The following is a 17,337-nucleotide window of genomic DNA, read 5'->3' as shown; positions in this document are numbered from 1 at the left end:
GCCGCGGGCGCTGCGGGCTGTGCGAACGCCGCCGTGCCCGCGAAGCCGAACGCGGCCCAGGCCGCACCGGCCGCCAGCGCGCGCGACATCCGGCGCGCGACGTTGTGGTTCATCGTCCTCTTCATGCGGTCACCAGCGGGGCGGGATTTTTCAGGTATTGCTCGCGGATCGCGCGTGCCGACCAGTAGGCCAGCGCCGCGATGATCCCGGTCGGGTTGTAGCCGATGCCCTGCGGCAGCGCCGATGCGCCCATCACGAACACGTTGTGCACGTCCCAGCACTGCAGGTAGCGGTTCAGCACGCTCGTCTTCGGGTCGGTGCCCATGATCGCGCCGCCGACGAGGTGGGTCGTCTGGTACGCACGCGAATCGAAGTGCTTGCCGAATTCGCGCGTCGATACGCTGATCGCCTTCGGCCCCATCGCCTCCGCGATCTTCTTCATCTGCCCGGTCACGTACTGCGCCATCTTGATGTCGTTGTCCTTCCAGTCGAAGGTCATCCGCAGCAGCGGCTGGCCGTACGAATCGCGATAGGTCGGATCGAGGTCGAGATAGACGTCGCGGTACGACATGTTGGTGCCGTGCGCGTCCATCGAGATCGTGTGCGCGTAGTTGTCCTTGACCGCCTTCTTCCACGCCGAGCCCCACTGCGGCGTACCGGGCGGCGTCGCGATGCCGCTGATCGGCTTCACGCCGGCCTGGTTCACCCACAACGGCGAGCCGCCGACGAAGCCGAGCGGGCCGTGGTCGAAGTTGTCCGCGTTGAAATCGTCCACCGCGACGCCGTTGCCGCCCGCGCCGATGAACGGATTCGTGTAGGTGTCCTTGTCGAAGAACGCCTTGATCGTCGACAGGTTCTGGTACGCGAAATTGCGGCCCACGACGCCTTCGCCCGAGATCGGGTCGTAGGGCTTGCCGATGCCCGACAGCAGCAGCAGGTGCACGTTGTGGTACTGGAACGCGGCCACGATCACGAGATCGGCCGGCTGGTGCACTTCACGCCCGGCCGGGTCGACGTAGGTCACGCCCGTCGCGCGCTTCTTCGTATCGTCGAGGTCGACGCGCAGCACGTGGCACTTCGAGCGCAGCTCGAAGTTCGGCGCCTGCTTCAGCGCGGGCAGGATGTTCAGGTTCGGCGACGCCTTCGAGTACATGTAGCACGCGTAGCCGCTGCAGTAGCCGCAGAAGTTGCACGGGCCCATCTGCACGCCGTACGGGTTCGTATACGGCCCCGACGTGTTCGCCGACGGCAGCCGGTACGGATGCAGGCCGAGCGACTTCGCCGCATCGGAGAAGCGCTGCGCCGAATACGTGTTGAGCTGCGCGGGCAGCGGGAAGTTGTCGCTGCGGTTCGCCTCGAACACGTTGCCGTCGCCGACCACCTTGCCGCCGACCTTGTACGCCTGCCCCGACGTGCCGAACACCTTCTCGGCGAAGTCGAAATGCGGCTCGAGCTCCTCGTAGGTCACGCCGGTGTCCTGGATCGTCATCCCTTCGGGGATGAACTTCCTGCCGTAGCGCTCTTCATAGTGGCTGCGCAGGCGCAGCTCTTCCGGCGTGATCCGGAAATGCACGCCCGACCAGTGCAGCCCCGCGCCGCCCACGCCTTCGCCCGGCAGGAACGCGGCGAGCTGCCGGTACGGCAGCGCGGTGTCCTGCAGGCCGTGGCGGATCGACACGGTCGTCTTCGACAGGTCGAGGAACAGCTTCTTGCGGATGTTGTAGGTCAGCTCGTCGATCGTGTTCGGATACGCGCCGTCCGGATAGGTGTCGCGATACTCGCCGCGCTCGAGCGCGACCACGTTCAGGCCCGCTTCGGTCAGTTCCTTCGCGAGAATCGCGCCGGTCCAGCCGAAGCCGACGATCACCGCATCGACATGCGGTTTTTTCTCTGCGGCCATCAGCTGCGCTCCCCGTTTATCGAGACGGGGCCGTACGGATACGACTTGCCGTTCTGGTTGACGAAATCCATGAAGTCCGCGCGCGCGCCCGGAAAGCCGATCATCTTCCACGCGGCCATGTCGTGATTGCCGCCATGCACCGGATCGCAGAAGTAACCTTCGCGCGTGTTCTGCAGCAACTGACCGAAGAACACGCCGGGCGGCACGTCGTCGATCTGCGCGCCGCCCTTCTCCAGCGCGCCGAGCACGGTGTCGCGCGTCGGCGCGTCGAGATCCGCGAACGCCTTGCCGTGGGTCTTCTCGCAATAACGGTTGACCGCCGCGATACCGAGCCGGTAGATGTCGCGCGGCACGAGCTTCAGCTGGTAGCCGAGCTCGGGCACGCCTTGCTGGAACGGCCCCTGCATGTACCAGGTGGCGCCGTGCGCATACGGCGTCTCCATCTGGCGGTCGATGAATTCGGGCACCCCCGATTCGAGCGCGCCGGGGCCCTCGGCGTCGGCCGGAATCAGCCGGTCGACGGCGGCCTGGACGAACGCCCATTCCTTCGCATCGAAGAAGGTCGGCTTGTACGGCGCGCGTTCGGCGTTGGCCGATGCACCGGGCGCGTTGCCGGTCGTCGCGGAAGGCGACGACGAACGCAGGTCGCAGCCGGCGACCGACGCGATCGGCACGAGCGCGACCGACGTGCGCAGGAAACGGCGGCGCGAGTTGGGTTTGTCAGGTGGCGTGGACATGGTCGGATGTTGATCGTTGGGGATCGGGGTCCGGACGCGCGCACTCCGCATGCGGCATACCCGGCATGGCAGCCATGCCGCATGCGGCTGGCCGTCCTGTTCTTTCATCTGTTGCGAACAACCTCGCTGCAGGCGCCGCCCGTGCCATGCACGGCAGCGCCTTCATGCGGCCGCGCATCGCGCCAATTCAGGTTGCGCTGCACGGATCGGCTTCTTCGCGAGCCTTATCGTCTGACAAATGCCGGCATCTTCCCGCATCTGCCCCTCATCGCTCATGACCCCCATTCAACTTAGACGCCGCGTTTGCCGACAGCAAGCGCGACGTGCACGACCCTCTCGCGGGTCCGGCGACAAGTGCCGCGAATTATAAATGGAACCGGTTCCATTGAGTGTCGTATCAATGCAATTCAATGCATCGAAAATCGCAACAATTGAAAAATCCGGGAGCCGGAATCGGCAAGGATCGTGTGAATACCGCCTGATGCGGGCGTCAAGGTAGACGATTGTCGTGTGGCGAGCTGCGCCGAAGGCTGTCTCTTTCCAGCCACGCGGGGTACCCGGGCGTGCCCTTTTGCGCGGTGCTCTGGTAGCCTCCGCGTCTCATGAAACCACACCAGAAGAATGAACTGCCGGCGACCGACGCGACCGGCATCAGCCGAACGCTCAGCTACCTGCTGCGCCACGCGCCGCAGTCGATCGGGCTGCAACTCGACCCGGAAGGCTGGGCCGACATCGACGCACTGCTTACCGGCGCTGCCCGCCAGGGGCTCCACCTCGATCGTGCGACGCTCGAAACCGTCTGCGCGACCAACGACAAGCAGCGCTTCGCCCTCTCCGACGACGGCCGTCGCATCCGTGCGGTACAAGGCCATTCGACGCCCGTCGTGCAGCGCCGCTATCCCACCGCGCAGCCGCCCGAGCGCCTGTATCACGGCACGGCGACGCGCTTCCTGGATTCGATTCGGGTGCAAGGGCTGAAACCCGGCGTCCGTCATCACGTGCATCTGTCGCCGGACATCCCGACGGCGCTGGCCGTCGGCGCACGCTACGGCGTGCCCGCGATACTCGAGGTCGATGCGCAGCGCATGCATCGGCAAGGCCACCCGTTCTTCGTCGCGGAAAACGGCGTCTGGCTGACCGACACCGTGCCGGCGGAATGCCTTAAAGAGATGGACGGGCCCGCGCGCTGAGACGCGCGCTCAGCACGGCCAGAACATCGACGCGATGGACAGCGCGAGCGCCGCGCAAAGCGGCGAGTAATACAGCGTGTCCATGCGTGCGAAACGCGACCCGCGAATCCGCTTGAAGAAGCCGACGTAACGGAAATCGCCGACGGCCCGCACCGCGAAGATCAGTCCGAACGCAACGACCGCGAACGAGATCGTGCCGGGATAGGCGTTCGGCCCCAGCCAGCCGGCACGCGCGGCAACCACGCACGCGCCGCCCAGCAACGCCACCGCGACCGCGAGCGTGCCGATGGCGGTCGGCCGCAACAGCGGCTCGCCGTCCTGCTCCGGAATGGCCGCCCCCTTGCCGCGCCGCCCGCCCAACGCCCAGTAGACGTGAACGAGCGCGATTGCGCAAAGCGTCGGCACGCTGAAATACGCTCCGGTCATGTCAGTCGATGTCCTCGTGTCGTTGTCTCGTTATCGGGATGGGTTGCCGGCAACGTTCCGGCGCGCGGCCTCGATCCGCGCCACACGTGACGATACCGAAACCCGGCACCCCGTGCATTGCGACCTCCGGTCGCAAGCCGCCACCCGAGACAGCGCATGTTGCGATGCAGTGCGCGCGCCGGTACGCGCAGCCCCACCGCTTGACTTCCCTCCGCGCACTACTACCCTGATATTCCAGTACTGCGGTCGATACGCTTCTGCGCGATCGGCCGCACGTGCATCGTTCGCCGCGTTGCACACCTGCACGACAACGATAACGAAGGCCATGGAGGCGACTCATGCTGATCGGTGTGCCGAAAGAGATCAAGAACCACGAATATCGCGTGGGCCTCACGCCGGCCGGCGCGCGCGAACTGACGCGGCACGGCCATCGCGTATTGGTGCAGCGCGGCGCGGGCACGGCGATCGGCCTGCTCGACGACGACTATACGGCCGCGGGCGCCTCGCTCTGCGACGGCGCCGACGAAGTCTTCGCGCGCGCCGACATGATCATCAAGGTCAAGGAGCCGCAGCCGGCGGAATGCGCGATGCTGCGCCGCGGCCAGATCCTCTACACGTACCTGCATCTCGCGCCCGATCCCGACCAGGCGGCCGCGCTCGTGAAGTCCGGCGCCGTCTGCATCGCGTACGAAACCGTAACGGGCCCGGGTGGCGGCCTGCCGCTGCTCGCGCCGATGAGCGAGGTGGCCGGGCGCATGTCGATCCAGGTCGCGGCGACCCATCTCGAAAGCCCGCGCGGCGGGCGTGGCCTGCTGATGGCCGGGGTGCCCGGCGTGCCGGCCGCGCATGTCGTCGTGCTCGGCGCGGGCGTGGTGGGCACCGGCGCCCTGCAGATGGCGGTCGGCCTCGGCGCACGCGTCACCGTGCTCGATACCAACGTGAACCGGCTGCGCCAGCTCGACCTCGTCTTCGCCAACCGGATCGCGACCGTCTGCTCGAATGCACACACGATCGACGAAGCCGTGCGCGATGCCGACGTCGTGATCGGCGCCGTGCTCGTGCCGGGCGCATCGGCGCCGCGGCTCGTCACGCGCGACATGATCGCGACGATGCGCACGGGAGCGGTCGTCGTCGACGTCGCGATCGACCAGGGCGGATGCTTCGAGACCTCGCATGCGACGACGCACGCGGCCCCGACCTTCGTCGTCGACGGCGTCGTGCACTACTGCGTCGCGAACATGCCCGGCGCAGTCGCGCGCACGTCGACCTTCGCGCTGAACAACGCGACGCTCACCCATGCGCTCGCGCTCGCCGACAAGGGCTGGAAGCAGGCGATGATCAACGATCCGCATCTGCGCGCGGGCCTGAACGTATGCGACGGACACATCACGTACGAAGCCGTCGCGCAGGCGCTCGGCCTGCCCTATGTGCCGGCGGCCGGCGTCCTGGCATGATGTGTCCGCATGCATGACCGGCCAGCAGCCGACGGCATGCGCCGCCGGCTGCGTTCACGCGCCCTTCGTGCCGCCGCTGCGCTTCAACGTGCCGCCCGCTCCCATCGTGCGTGCAAGCAGCGGCTTCAATTGCGCGAGCGTGCGCGTGTTCAGCACGTCGGGCCGCGTGAGCCAGCCGCGTCGCGCCTGATCGACGCCGTACGCCAGATTGTCGAGTTCTTCCGCACTGCACGCATCCGAGCCGATCGCCACCGGCACGCCGGCCTTCGCGGCCTCGCGGCACCAGACGTCCGGCAGGTCGAGCCGCCGCGGCTGCGCATCGAGTTCGACGAAGCAACCGCACGCCGCGGCGTGCGCGATCACGCGCGGCACGTCGAGTTCGCAAGCATCGCGCTCGCCGAGCACGCGGCCTGTCGGGTGCGCGAGAATCGTGAAATGCGGATGGTCCATCGCGCGCAGCATGCGCGTGGTCTGTGCGTCGCGCGACAGTTCGAAGCCGTCGCGCACCGCACCGACCACGAGATCGAGCCGGCCGAGCATCGCATCGGGCACATCGAGGCTGCCATCCTCGCGAATGCCGGCCTCCACGCCCTTGAGCAGCACCAAATCGTCGAACGACGCGTTGAGGCGATCGATCTCGTCGATCTGCCGGGCAAGCCAGTCGAAGTCGCTGCGGCTGCCGCCGGCATGCGGCGCGCGGTCGGTGATGGCCAGGTACGCAAACCCGCGTGCGCGTGCCGCGTCGGCCATCGCACGCAGGCTGTCGCGGCCGGCCGACGCGTCGGTATGCGCATGCAGGTCGCCGCGCACGTGCTTGCGTTCGACCAGTGCCGGCAGCGTGCCCGCGCGTGCGGCGTCGATCTCGCCGCGATCCTCGCGCAACTCGGGCGGCACGTCGTGCAACCCGATCGCCGCATAGACCGACGCCTCGGTCGCGCCGGCAATCCGTTCGTCGCCGCGAAACACGCCGTATTCGTTGATCTTCAGCCCGCCGGCCTGCGCGATCCTGCGCAATGCGATGTTGTGCGCCTTCGATCCGGTGAAGTAGACGAGCGCCGCGCCGAACGCATCGGCATCGACGACACGCAGGTCGACCTGCAACCCGCTGCCGAGCACGACGCTCGACTTCGTCTTGCCGTGCGCGAGCACGCGCGCGACCTCGCCATAGCCGACGAACGCGTCGGCGACGGCCACCGGATCACGTGCGGTGACGAGGATGTCGAGATCGCCGACCGTCTCGCGGCGGCGGCGGAAACTGCCGGCCGGCACGGCCTTGCCGACGCCCGCAAGCGCGCGCAGGCGTTCGAGCAGCAGCTGCAGCGAGTGCGCCGCATCCGGCAGCAGGAAGCGTTGAGGTTCGCGTTTCAGCCGGTCGTCGATCGCTTCGAGCAGATGCGCTTCGGTTTTCGCGCCGAAGCCCGGCAGCTCGCGCACGTGCCCGCTCTTCGCTTCCGCGCGAAGCTGCTCGAGCGAATCGACGTGCAGTGCGTCATGGAGCGCCTTCACACGCTTCGCGCCGAGCCCCGGCACGTCGAGCAGTTCGACGATCGCGCCCGGCAGCGCGTGACGCAGCGTTTGCTGAAGCTCGCAGGTGCCGGTCGCGGCGATCTCGCGCAGCTTCGACGCGAGATCGGGCCCGATCGACGGAATCTTCCCGAGATCGTCACCGTTCGCGATCATCGTCGGGATATCGCGCCCGTAGTCGGCAATCGTCCGTGCTGCGTTGCGATAGGCACGCACCCGGAACGGATTGGCGCCCTGGATTTCGAGCATGTCGGCGATCTCGGCGAACACGGCCGCACACCCGGCATTGTGGATCGGCATGATCGGCGTGGCTCCCTTCCACGTGGATGGCGCCGCGCGCGTGCGCGACGGCGTCTGCCCGCCCGGCGCCGCATGCTGACGCCGCCGGGCGCCCGTTCACCATCGTACGCCGGCCGCGCCGCACGTGCAGCACCGTGATGGCGACGATGTCGGCGTCAGAGGGAGGCGCGCGGCGTCGTGGCGTAGTGCCGCTCGTAGATCGACTGGCAATGCGTGCAGCGTTCGGCGGCCGGGCGCGCCAGCAGGCGCTCGTAGCCGACCGAGCCGTCGCAGTCGATGCACTCGCCGTAGCTGCCGTCGCGCATCCGCTGCTGGGCGCGGCCGATCGCGCGCAGCTCGGTCAGTTTCATGCCGATCAACGCATGGTCGACGTCGACGAACAGATCCGCATTGGCCTCGTCGCCCTCGTCCGGCGCCGCGCCGGCGAGGTCTGCGTAGGACTCCGACGCGCGCTGGTCTTCGCTCGCGCGGATTTCCGCGCGCAACGTCTGCTCGCTCTCGATCAGCCGCTGTTTCAGCGTCTGCCGTTGTTGTGGGTCGAGCGACATGGCCGTCTCTCCTGTTCCGGGTTCCGCGCGGAGCATGGCGGCGCGCGGTGTCGCGCCGGTGCGCGGCGGGCCGGCGTCACCGCCTGCCACCGTGTCCGGATGTGCGCCCGGCAGCACGAAGTGCCGGACGCATTCGACGCAGGATAAACCCATTGAACACGCATGTGTTGACCGGAATCAGCGTGACGTCCGGCGCGCGCAAAAGTATGCGGAATGGGGGACGGACGTGAAATCGCGACGTCGTCGAATGGGGTTATTGCAGATACCGGAGGGATTCCCCCCTGCGTGCGCGACGTTGCGTCATCGCACGTCAAGCTTCGGCACGGACGATGTCGAGCAACGTGCGCGCCGAGCGCCGCCAGCTGTACCGGTGCGCATGCTCGCGACCCAGCGTGCGCAGCCGTGCCCGCAGTTCGGGATCGTCCATCACGCGGGCGATCGCCGCGGCGATATCCGGCGGTGAATAGGCATCGCAATACAGCGCAGCACCGCCGCAGACTTCCGGTAGCGCCCCTTCATGCGACACGATGACCGGGCAGCCGCACCGCATCGCCTCGAGCGGCGGCAACCCGAATCCTTCGTACAGCGACGGAAACACGAAGCAGCCCGCATGCTCGTACAGCGCCTTCAGCTCGCCGTCGGTCACGTAGCCGGCCCATGTGACGTACGGGTCGTCTTCGCGCAGGCCGGCCGCCCGTGCGCCGAAAATCTTCGCGTTGGCGCCCCCCGCGATCACGAAGCGCAACGTCGGGTGCGACTCGCGCATCAGCGCGACCGCAGCCAGTGCACGCACGAGATTCTTGCCGGGCGCGAGCGACCCGACGAACAGCACGTAGCGGTCCGTCTCGAGATTCAGGCGAGACAGCACGCCGGGATCGGCATCGATGCGGTCGATGTGATCGACCGCACCCGGCACGACCGACAGGCGTGCAGGCGGCACGCCAAGCCGAGCGGCCAGCCGCGCCCGCGAAAAATGCGAGACCGTCACGATATGGCGCGCACGTCGCTTCATGATCGAGAACGCCAGGCGGTACCAGAGGCGGAATGCCATCGAATAGCCGGCCGGCAAATCGAAAATCGCCGCGTCATGAATCATCAGCAGTTGATCGCGCTTGACCAGCGGGCCAATGTTGCAAAGGCTCAGCAACGTCCGGCCGCGCGTCGTGCGCGGCAGCGTCCATTGTTCCCACAGCGTGCCGTGCCGGCGCCCGGACGCCTGCGATCTTGCGCCCGCCGGCATGGCCGCCGGATCGTGATCGGCCGGCACGACGAGCGACGGTGCATCGTCGGCGCTCGCGATCCGCGCGAGTTCGGCCGTCAGTTCGTATGCCACGCGCTGAACGCCCGTCATGCGCTGCGCGGTGAATTTCCCGTTGATTGCGAGCCGGCACGCCCGTGCGGTGTACGCGGCCGTGCCGGTGCCCCGCTCCGCGCGCGCTTCCTGCAGTACCGGTGCGCTTCGCTCTCGAATCGACGTTGACATGATCGTGACCATTCCGATGGCTGCGGCACGCCTTCGCGCCGCCGGACACCCCGTTACGCGGGATGCTGCTGTGCCGTCAGTGTGTCCGTCACCTGCGCGCCGGTCAGTACGTTCGATCGCACAACACGCCGCTTCCCGGATGATTGGCGATCCTTAGAATGCGTTGCGTCCGATGAAGCCGCGCACGACCGTCAGCAGGATGATCTTCATGTCGAACCAGAAGCTCCAGTTCTGCATGTAGAACAGATCGAACTTCACGCGCGCTTCCATCGCCTCGACCTTGCGCGTCTCGCCGCGATAGCCGTTCACCTGCGCCCATCCGGTGATGCCCGGCCGTACGCGGTAGCGGTACATGTAGCAGTCGATCAGTTGCCGGTAGAGGTTGTCGTGTTCGATCGCATGGGGGCGTGGGCCGACGACCGACATCTGCCCGAACAGCACGTTGAAGAACTGCGGCAGCTCGTCGAGCGACGTACGCCGCAGGAACGCACCGACGCGCGTGATCCGCGAATCGTTGCGCGACGCCTGCCGCACGACGCCCGGTTGCACGCGATGCACGCGCATCGTCCTGAATTTGAGGATGTCGAACTCGCGGCCGTCGACGCCCTTGCGGCGCTGCCTGAACAGCACGGGCCCCGGCGACGACAGCTTGACCGCGATCGCCACCACGGACAGCAGCGGCAACAGTGGAATCAGCACGCCGAACGCAAAGAGCCGGTCGAACGCGAACTTCGCCCACAGCTCCGGCGCCGAACGCGGCGTGGTCGCGAGGTTGATGGCCGGCATGCCGAGCACGTCGGTCGCCGAGCGATCGACCACCGCCATCTGCCGCACGTCGGGCAACAGCCGCAGCTCCACGAACTCGTCGCGCAGCTCGCGGACGATGCGCTGGATCCGCCACTCGTGCGACATCGGCAGCGTGAGCCATACCTCGTCGATCTCGCCGCGTCGAATCCGGTCGCGCAACGCGTTCCAGTCGTCGATCACCGGCACGCCGCCGATGCCGTCGGAGGCAGCCGGCGCGTCGTCGAATACGCACGCCGCCACGAAAGGGCCCTGCGGCGCGAGCTGCATCCGCTCGACCGCGACACGCCCGTAAGCCGTCGCGCCGACCACCGCGACGCGGCGCTGCCGCGCGCGCGGGTCGTCACGCGTCAGCGCGAGCGCCAGCAGCGCGGCGCGGCCGAGCAGCAACGCGGCGTCGCCGGCCAGCACCGTGCGCACGATCCAGTGTGTCGTGATCGTGCCGCCGCGGTTCATGATCCACATCGCGGCGGTCACCGTCAGCACGCTCGCGCAGACGAGCGCCACCATCGTCTGCGTCAGCGCATGCTGACCGCCGTGTGGCGTCAAGCCGCCGCGCACGGTGCGCAGGTAGCGCGGCAGCAAGGCCACGGTCAGCACGCACAGCAGCGCGATCGCGCCGCGCTGCGCGTCGGACAGCTCGCGCCACGCAAGGCCCGATGCCGCCTGCGCGGCAAGCGCGCCTGCCAGCACGAGCACGGCGTCGGTAACTGCGATCACAGAACGCCGCATCGAATTCGTCCCACCGGACTTCGATTGCATCGTCACGCACCATGTGCCGGGAACCCGCGATGCGCGTCCGGCATGCGGGGCCGAACCGGTGTCGGCCTCGCCGTCCCGCGCGTGCCGAGCAGCCTGCGATAGTCCGCGCGAATCAGGTTGTAGCATTCACATGCGTGATGTTCGAGGCCGTCGCGGTCGAGCACCGTGATGCGGCCGCGGCGCTGCCGGATCAGCCCGGCTTCCTGCAGGTTGCCCGCCGCTTCCGTCACGCCTTCGCGGCGCACGCCGAGCATGTTCGCGATCGTCTGCTGCGTGACGGCCAGTTCGTCGCCGTCGATGCGGTCATGCGCAAGCAGCAGCCAGCGGCTGAGCTGCTCGCTGACCGAATGATGCCGGTTGCACAGCGCGCTGCGCGAGATCTGCGCCATCGCCGCCTGGCAGTAGTTGAGCAGCAACCGGTAGGTTTCCGGCGAGCGCTCGAATTCGGCGCGCACCACGCAGCTCGGCACGCGATAGGCCGTCCCCCCGATGCGGACCTCGACCCGGTGCGACGCCGCGGCGCCACCGACCATCGTCGCCAGCCCGACCACGCCTTCGCGGCCGACCTGCGCGACCTCGACCATCGCACCGTCCTCCATCAGGTGCTGCACCGACATCATCGACGTCGTGGGGAAATACACGTGGCGCATCGGCTCGCCGACCCGGTCGAGCATCCCGGCCTTGATCCTGACCAGTTCGAGATGCGGTGCGATGGTGCGGATGCTGTCCTCGGGGAGGGCATCGAGGATGGCGTTCGCCGAGTAGCTCAAGTGAAGATGAAGCATGTCTGTATCCCTTTTATCGTCCGCGCCGCCTGCAGCCGCGTGCACGGAACTCGTTATCGCGATGCGCGTCCGGACTGACCGTGGTTGCGGCCACAACCCTGATTCCGACCGACCGTCGGCTTATCGCCCCCGGATCGAGTCGGCCGTCCCGTTTCGACACGCCAGCCCGAATAAGCGATTTACGTGCCAAACCATGCCCATCCTTAATATATGAATCACGCCTGATTTAGATCGACCGAATAACCGGCAAAAAAACAAAAAAAGCGTCTCATTTCCGGACACTCTTCCCCGCGACGGACACTGCGTGCGATTTGACTGATCAATTCACCCGCATCGATCCGAGGCAGCCGCACCGGTGTCACACGGCTTGTCGGTCATATACTTACAGTCGATTTTCAATTGTTTCCATGATGTGCCGGACAGGACTCCGGTACGCCGCCGCGCCTCACACGGTTGTTTGAAACTGTCTCAAATTTGAATCGGCGCACTAATTTCCAGCTCTGTCACCCAACGCACAATTCGCACGCAACACCTTGATTCATATAGATATTTCTGCCGACGCCATTTATTTGTCAAACAATGTTCAATATTCGCCCGGCACATTCCCCATGCGATGCGCCCCCCAACCCGATTGATTCGCGGCCGACATGGAATGAATTCCAGAAGTCACATTCAACTTCCGGATGATTAATTTCACGGAAATGAATCATTAAATCCGGATGACGTTTGCACCCGCCAAAATCGTCAAACTTTGTGAAATGACGCAATATGCAATTGATCGATTTCAATGGCGTGCTAGCCTTTTCGCCAGTATCGTCACTCCATTTTTGACGAACACAAGTCCGCACGATCGTGCGAATTCCCCATTCCCGGGATATCGCCGCGACGACGCGTGACCGCCACCCTACGAGGATGCGCCGTGACTCACCAGGCCCCTGACGCCGTCGCGTACGCGAACGGCATGATCGAGCTTTCCCACAGCTTCGACGCCAACCGCTTTCTCGCGGCCATCGACCGCGACGAACTCGCGACGCTGGCCCCTCACCTTCAACTCGTCCACCTGAAATCGGGGCAAGTACTCTGCGAGCCCGGCGAAATGCTCGCCGCGGTCTACCTGCCCGTCACGACCGCGATTTCGCTGCAGTACGTGTCGTCCGGCGGCATGACGCTGGAAGTCGCGGAAATCGGCAGCGAGAGCGTGGTGTGCGACGACGTGATCGGCGGCAGCGGCCGGATGCCGTGCCGCGCCGTGGCCTGCCGCGACGGTTTCGTCTACCGGCTCGACCGGCGCGTGTTCGCCGCGGCGTTCGACGCCTCGCCGGTGATCCGCCATCTCGTGTTCATCTGCGTGCGGCTGCTGATGGCGCAGGTTTCGCAGATCACGTTCTGCAGCCGTCATCACGTGCTCAAACATCAGTTATGCAGATGGTTCCTGCTTGCGTACGACCGGACCCGCAGCATCGAGATCCAGGTGACGCACAGCATGCTGGCGCAGATGCTCGGCGTGCGGCGCGAAACGGTCACCGATGCCGCCGGCGAAATCCAGAAGCTGGGCCTGATCCGGCAATACCGAAGCTCGATCGAGCTCGCCGATCTCGCCGGCCTCGAAAAAATGTCGTGCGGCTGCCGCGCGATCGTGCGCGACGAGATGAAGCGCATCCTGTCGGCCGATTCGGGCGTGCCGGCCGCGTCGCGCGCCTGATCGGCATGCCGCGTCGGGCGTCGCTGTCGCGCCGCCTGCCCGCCGGGACAGCTGTTTGTAGGGTGGCGAACAGAACGCCGTGTCTGCCAATGGTCTACTGATGCCGGACTGCCGGGGGGACGTCAGCGCGTGTCGCGCGTCTGCCCGAGCGGACGACACCACGCACGCCGGAGCAGCACGTGAAAAACGAAATCAGAACCATCCTGAAACACGTCGCCCATCTCGAAGCCGCGATCGATTCGATCGGCGACGGGGACGACCTCTACGAAGCGGGCCTTTCGTCGCTCGACACGATCCAGCTGATGCTCGCGATCGAGAAGCAATTCAACATCGAGATTCCCGACGAGATGCTGAACCGCAACCTGTTCCGCAGCATCGACGCGCTCGCGGACACGATCACCACGCTGCAACGCACCGAGCATTCGGCATGAGCGCGCTGCTTCCCGAACTCGCGACCGACCGCGATGCGCGTCGGCTCGACGAGGCCGCGCATGCCGTCGCGCAGATCGCCGCGCAGCACGCGGACGCGGTCGACCGCGACGCGCGCTGCCCCGTCGAGGCGATCGAGGCGATGCGCGCGCGCCGCCTGCTCGGCGCGATGGTGCCGACCCATCTCGGCGGTGCGGGTGCGTCGCTGGAAGACATCGCGTCGGCCTGCTCGATTCTCGGCCAGGCCTGCGCATCGTCGGCGATGGTGTTCGCGATGCACCAGATCCAGGTCGCCTGCATCGTCAATCATGCCGCCGACCAAGGCTGGCACAAGCTGTTCCTGCAGCAGCTCGTGCGCCACCAGTGGCTGCTCGCATCGGCCACGTCGGAAGACGGCGTCGGCGGCAACCTGCGCGCGAGCCAGTGCGCGCTCGACACCAGCGGCGGCGAGTTCCGGCTGCGCAAATCCGCGCCGACGATCTCGTATGGCGACTACGCGGACGGCATCCTCGCGACCGCCCGACGCGATGCGGACGCGCCCGCTTCCGAGCAGGTGCTCGTCACGCTGCTGCGCGACGGCTACACACTCACGCGCCGCGGCGAATGGGACACGCTCGGGATGCGCGGCACCTGCAGCAACGGCTTCGAGCTCGATGCGCAAGGCGCCGCCGTCCAGTGCCTGCCGGTGCCGTTCGCGACGATCGCCGAGGAAACGATGGTGCCGGTGTCGCACATCCTGTGGGCCGCGGTATGGATCGGCGTGGCCGGCGATGCGTTCCATCGCGCGCACCAGTTCTTTCGCGCGCAGGCCCGCCAGACCGACGGCGCACCTTCGCCCGCGTCGCGGCGCATCGCCGAATCGCTCGCGCTGATGCAGGCGATGCAGGCCCGCGTCGACACCGTGCTGCGCCTCCATGCGAACGGGACGGCGCGCTCGTGGTCGGCCGGCATGGCCCGGGCCGCCGAGATCAACACGCTGAAGACCTACGTGTCGACGACCGCGCTGGAAGTCGCGCACCAGGCCATGATGATCTGCGGGATGGCCGGCTACAAGCAGGGCACGCCGTTCAGCATCGGCCGCCACATTCGCGACCTGCATGCGGCGCCGCTGATGATCAGCAACGACCGCATTGCCGTCAACACCTCGAACCTGCTGCTCGCGCTGCGTCCTGCGACGCTGGAGAAACATACGTGAACGATCGCCTTGTCGTGCCCTCCGCCGCCTCCGCTCCCGCCGATGCACCGATCGATCGCGCGGGCGTCAACCCGCTGCGCGACGAACTGATCGACGCGGGCCTGCTGGTCTCGACCGGCATCCAGGGCCTGTTCGGCCGCAGCGAACGGTTCGAGCGTGTCGTCGAAGCGCTCGACGCGTTCGTCACGCGCCTCGGCGCCGACCAGCAGGCCGAAGTGCTGCGCTTCCCGCCGGCGATGAGCCGCACCGAGTTCGAGCGCAGCGAGTACATGAAGAGCTTCCCGCAGCTCGCGGGCAGCGTGCACGCGTTCCGCGGCGACGAGCACCAGCACCAGCGCGTACTGCAGTGCCTCGATCGCGGCGACGACTGGACGGAAAGCCAGAAGCCGACCTACGTCGTGATGACGCCCGCCGCGTGCTACCCGGTCTACCCCGTCGTCGCGCGCGCGGGTGCGCTGCCGGCCGACGGCCGGATCGTCGACGTCTTCTCGTACTGCTTCCGTCACGAGCCGTCGCTCGACCCGACCCGCATGCAGCTGTTCCGGATGCGCGAGTACGTGCGGATCGGCACGCCCGAGCAGATCGTGTCGTTCCGCGAGACCTGGATCGAGCGCGGCACGCGGATGATCGAGGCGCTGCGCCTGCCCAACGCGATCGACCTCGCGAACGATCCGTTCTTCGGGCGCGGCGGCAAGATCGTCGCGAACAGCCAGCGCGAGCAGAACCTGAAGTTCGAGCTGCTGATCCCGATCGAGCACGACGATCGCCAGACCGCGTGCCTGAGCTTCAACTACCACATGGATCATTTCGGGCTGCTGTGGGACATCCGTACCGCGACGGGCGACGTCGCGCACACGGGCTGCGTCGGCTTCGGCCTCGAACGGCTCACGCTCGCGCTGTTCCGCCATCACGGCTTCGACATCGACGCCTGGCCGCGCGAAGTCCGCGACGTGCTGTGGGGCACGCCATGAGATTCGTGTCCCGCGACGGCGAAGACGCGTCGTTCGACGATGTGCGCCACCGCGCGCGCCATTACCGGCCGCATCCGCTGCACAGCCAGGAGATGGTCTGGAAACAGACCAACTGCTACGTCGACATGTGGCTCGAGGTGCTCCGGTGGTGGGGTTTCAATCCGTACGCGGCGCTGCCGTTTACGATCGCGCTCGATTTCGAGGGTGACCAGTTCACGTTCTTCAAGTTTCCGCATGACGAACTGGAGCGGCTGTACGGCATCGTCGTGCAGGAGCACTCGATCTACGAACCGCTCGACCAGCACATCGAGACGCAAGTCGCGCGCGGCCATCTGATGATCGTCGAGGTCGACGCGTGGTTCCTGCCCGATACGCGCGGCAGCAGCTACCGCACGCAGCACACGAAGACGACGATCGGCATCGATGCGATCGACCGCGCGAAGCGCCAGATCGGCTACTTCCACAACAGCGGCTATTACGTGGCCGAGGATTTCGACTACAACGGGCTCGTCGGCGGCAGCTCGCCGATGACGCTGCCGCCTTACGTGGAATGCGCGAAGCGGCGGTTTGCGCCGCTCGACGAGCGTGAGCTGTGCGAAACGTCGCTCGCCGCGCTGCAGCGCCACCTGCGGCGCCTGCCGGTCGTCAATCCGATCGCCGCGTTCCGGCGGCAGTTGCAAGCCGATGCGCGAACGCTCGCCGAATCGCCGCTCGAGCATTTCCACGCGTACTCGTTCAACTCGGTGCGCCAGCTCGGCGCGAATTTCGAGCTGTTCGGCCATTACGCGCGCTGGCTGCAGGCCAGCGGTTGCGTCGGGCCGTTCGCCGAGATTCGCGCCGCGTGCGACCGCATCGCGTCCGAAGCGATGGTGCTCGAATTCCGGCTCGCACGCGCGTGCGCGCGCGGCAAGGAGGAGCGCGGCGACTCGACGCTCGAAGCGATCGAAGCCGCCTACGCGGACGTGGTGGCCTGTGCGCGGCAGATCGCGTCGCCGCTGCGGCACATGAAGCCCGTGCGCAGCGAGTTCAGCGACATCGCGGCACCCGTGCCGGCCATGCGGTGACGCGCACGCGTGCCCTGCCCGCGTGGTCGATGCTGGCGACGGCCGCGGGGGCCGCGCGGGAGA

General features: G+C 66.9%; 15 protein-coding genes. 7 read left to right on the top strand and 8 right to left on the bottom strand.

Annotated elements, in window-relative coordinates:
- Nucleotides 1-121: 121 nt before the first annotated feature.
- Together G3N96_RS32325 and G3N96_RS32320 are read right to left on the bottom strand one after the other, a co-directional pair.
- Nucleotides 122-1,900, bottom strand: coding sequence for a GMC family oxidoreductase (locus G3N96_RS32325; protein WP_124577709.1), 1,779 nt, complete (start codon nucleotides 1,898-1,900; stop codon nucleotides 122-124).
- Entirely contained in the window at nucleotides 1,900-2,637 is a 738-nt protein-coding gene (locus G3N96_RS32320) for a gluconate 2-dehydrogenase subunit 3 family protein (RefSeq protein ID WP_039356908.1), read from the bottom strand. The genes G3N96_RS32325 and G3N96_RS32320 overlap by 1 nt, the downstream gene beginning before the upstream one ends.
- A gap of 602 nt (nucleotides 2,638-3,239) precedes the next feature.
- On the opposite strand from G3N96_RS32320, the gene G3N96_RS32315 reads away from it, so the two are divergent.
- Nucleotides 3,240-3,827 carry an RNA 2'-phosphotransferase gene (locus tag G3N96_RS32315; RefSeq protein ID WP_124577707.1) on the top strand — a complete coding sequence of 196 codons (588 nt, stop codon included), beginning with the start codon at nucleotides 3,240-3,242 and terminating at the stop codon, nucleotides 3,825-3,827.
- A 9-nt stretch (nucleotides 3,828-3,836) separates the two neighbouring features.
- Here G3N96_RS32315 and G3N96_RS32310 read toward each other — a convergent pair whose 3' ends face one another.
- The gene (locus G3N96_RS32310) at nucleotides 3,837-4,253 is read right to left on the bottom strand and encodes a DUF3995 domain-containing protein (protein WP_206139713.1); all 417 of its coding nucleotides are present in this window, start codon (nucleotides 4,251-4,253) and stop codon (nucleotides 3,837-3,839) included.
- Between the two features lie 338 nt (nucleotides 4,254-4,591).
- Between G3N96_RS32310 and ald the strand changes: the two genes are divergently transcribed.
- Nucleotides 4,592-5,707 carry an alanine dehydrogenase gene (gene ald, locus G3N96_RS32305; RefSeq protein WP_124577703.1) on the top strand — a complete coding sequence of 372 codons (1,116 nt, stop codon included), beginning with the start codon at nucleotides 4,592-4,594 and terminating at the stop codon, nucleotides 5,705-5,707.
- Nucleotides 5,708-5,761: 54 nt separating this feature from the next.
- On the opposite strand, the gene polX is transcribed toward ald, so the two are convergent.
- The 5 genes from polX to G3N96_RS32280 form a co-directional block, all read right to left on the bottom strand.
- On the bottom strand, nucleotides 5,762-7,531 hold the full coding sequence (polX, locus tag G3N96_RS32300; protein ID WP_206139712.1) for a DNA polymerase/3'-5' exonuclease PolX: 1,770 nt from the start codon (nucleotides 7,529-7,531) through the stop codon (nucleotides 5,762-5,764).
- Nucleotides 7,532-7,686: 155 nt separating this feature from the next.
- Nucleotides 7,687-8,079, bottom strand: a complete 393-nt coding sequence (locus G3N96_RS32295; RefSeq protein WP_124577998.1) for a TraR/DksA family transcriptional regulator — start codon at nucleotides 8,077-8,079, stop codon at nucleotides 7,687-7,689.
- Nucleotides 8,080-8,389: 310 nt separating this feature from the next.
- Entirely contained in the window at nucleotides 8,390-9,430 is a 1,041-nt protein-coding gene (locus G3N96_RS32290; RefSeq protein WP_241022925.1) for a glycosyltransferase family 1 protein, read from the bottom strand.
- Between the two features lie 285 nt (nucleotides 9,431-9,715).
- A complete protein-coding gene (locus G3N96_RS32285; protein WP_206139710.1) occupies nucleotides 9,716-11,098 on the bottom strand; it encodes an undecaprenyl-phosphate glucose phosphotransferase in 1,383 nt (460 codons plus the stop codon).
- Nucleotides 11,099-11,130: 32 nt separating this feature from the next.
- Nucleotides 11,131-11,913 carry a Crp/Fnr family transcriptional regulator gene (locus G3N96_RS32280; protein WP_124577697.1) on the bottom strand — a complete coding sequence of 261 codons (783 nt, stop codon included), beginning with the start codon at nucleotides 11,911-11,913 and terminating at the stop codon, nucleotides 11,131-11,133.
- Nucleotides 11,914-12,832: 919 nt separating this feature from the next.
- Here G3N96_RS32280 and G3N96_RS32275 point away from each other — a divergent pair.
- The 5 genes from G3N96_RS32275 to G3N96_RS32255 all read left to right on the top strand — a co-directional run bounded on the left by G3N96_RS32275 (nucleotide 12,833) and on the right by G3N96_RS32255 (nucleotide 17,274).
- On the top strand, nucleotides 12,833-13,615 hold the full coding sequence (locus G3N96_RS32275; RefSeq protein ID WP_185634134.1) for a Crp/Fnr family transcriptional regulator: 783 nt from the start codon (nucleotides 12,833-12,835) through the stop codon (nucleotides 13,613-13,615).
- Between the two features lie 179 nt (nucleotides 13,616-13,794).
- Nucleotides 13,795-14,046, top strand: a complete 252-nt coding sequence (locus G3N96_RS32270) for an acyl carrier protein (protein ID WP_046547642.1) — start codon at nucleotides 13,795-13,797, stop codon at nucleotides 14,044-14,046.
- On the top strand, nucleotides 14,043-15,239 hold the full coding sequence (locus G3N96_RS32265; protein ID WP_206139709.1) for an acyl-CoA dehydrogenase family protein: 1,197 nt from the start codon (nucleotides 14,043-14,045) through the stop codon (nucleotides 15,237-15,239). Before G3N96_RS32270 ends, G3N96_RS32265 begins: the two co-directional genes overlap by 4 nt.
- Complete coding sequence (locus tag G3N96_RS32260) at nucleotides 15,236-16,210, top strand: amino acid--[acyl-carrier-protein] ligase (protein WP_206139708.1); 975 nt, start codon at nucleotides 15,236-15,238, stop codon at nucleotides 16,208-16,210. Before G3N96_RS32265 ends, G3N96_RS32260 begins: the two co-directional genes overlap by 4 nt.
- Nucleotides 16,207-17,274, top strand: a complete 1,068-nt coding sequence (locus G3N96_RS32255; protein WP_124577691.1) for a DUF1839 family protein — start codon at nucleotides 16,207-16,209, stop codon at nucleotides 17,272-17,274. The genes G3N96_RS32260 and G3N96_RS32255 overlap by 4 nt, the downstream gene beginning before the upstream one ends.
- Nucleotides 17,275-17,337: the final 63 nt, after the last annotated feature.

Origin of the sequence: Burkholderia sp. Se-20373, from assembly GCF_017104705.1 — a bacterium.
GTDB lineage: Bacteria > Pseudomonadota > Gammaproteobacteria > Burkholderiales > Burkholderiaceae > Burkholderia.
The sequence above is the reverse complement of the archived record's forward strand: the minus strand, read 5'-3'. Positions and strand labels throughout refer to the sequence as shown.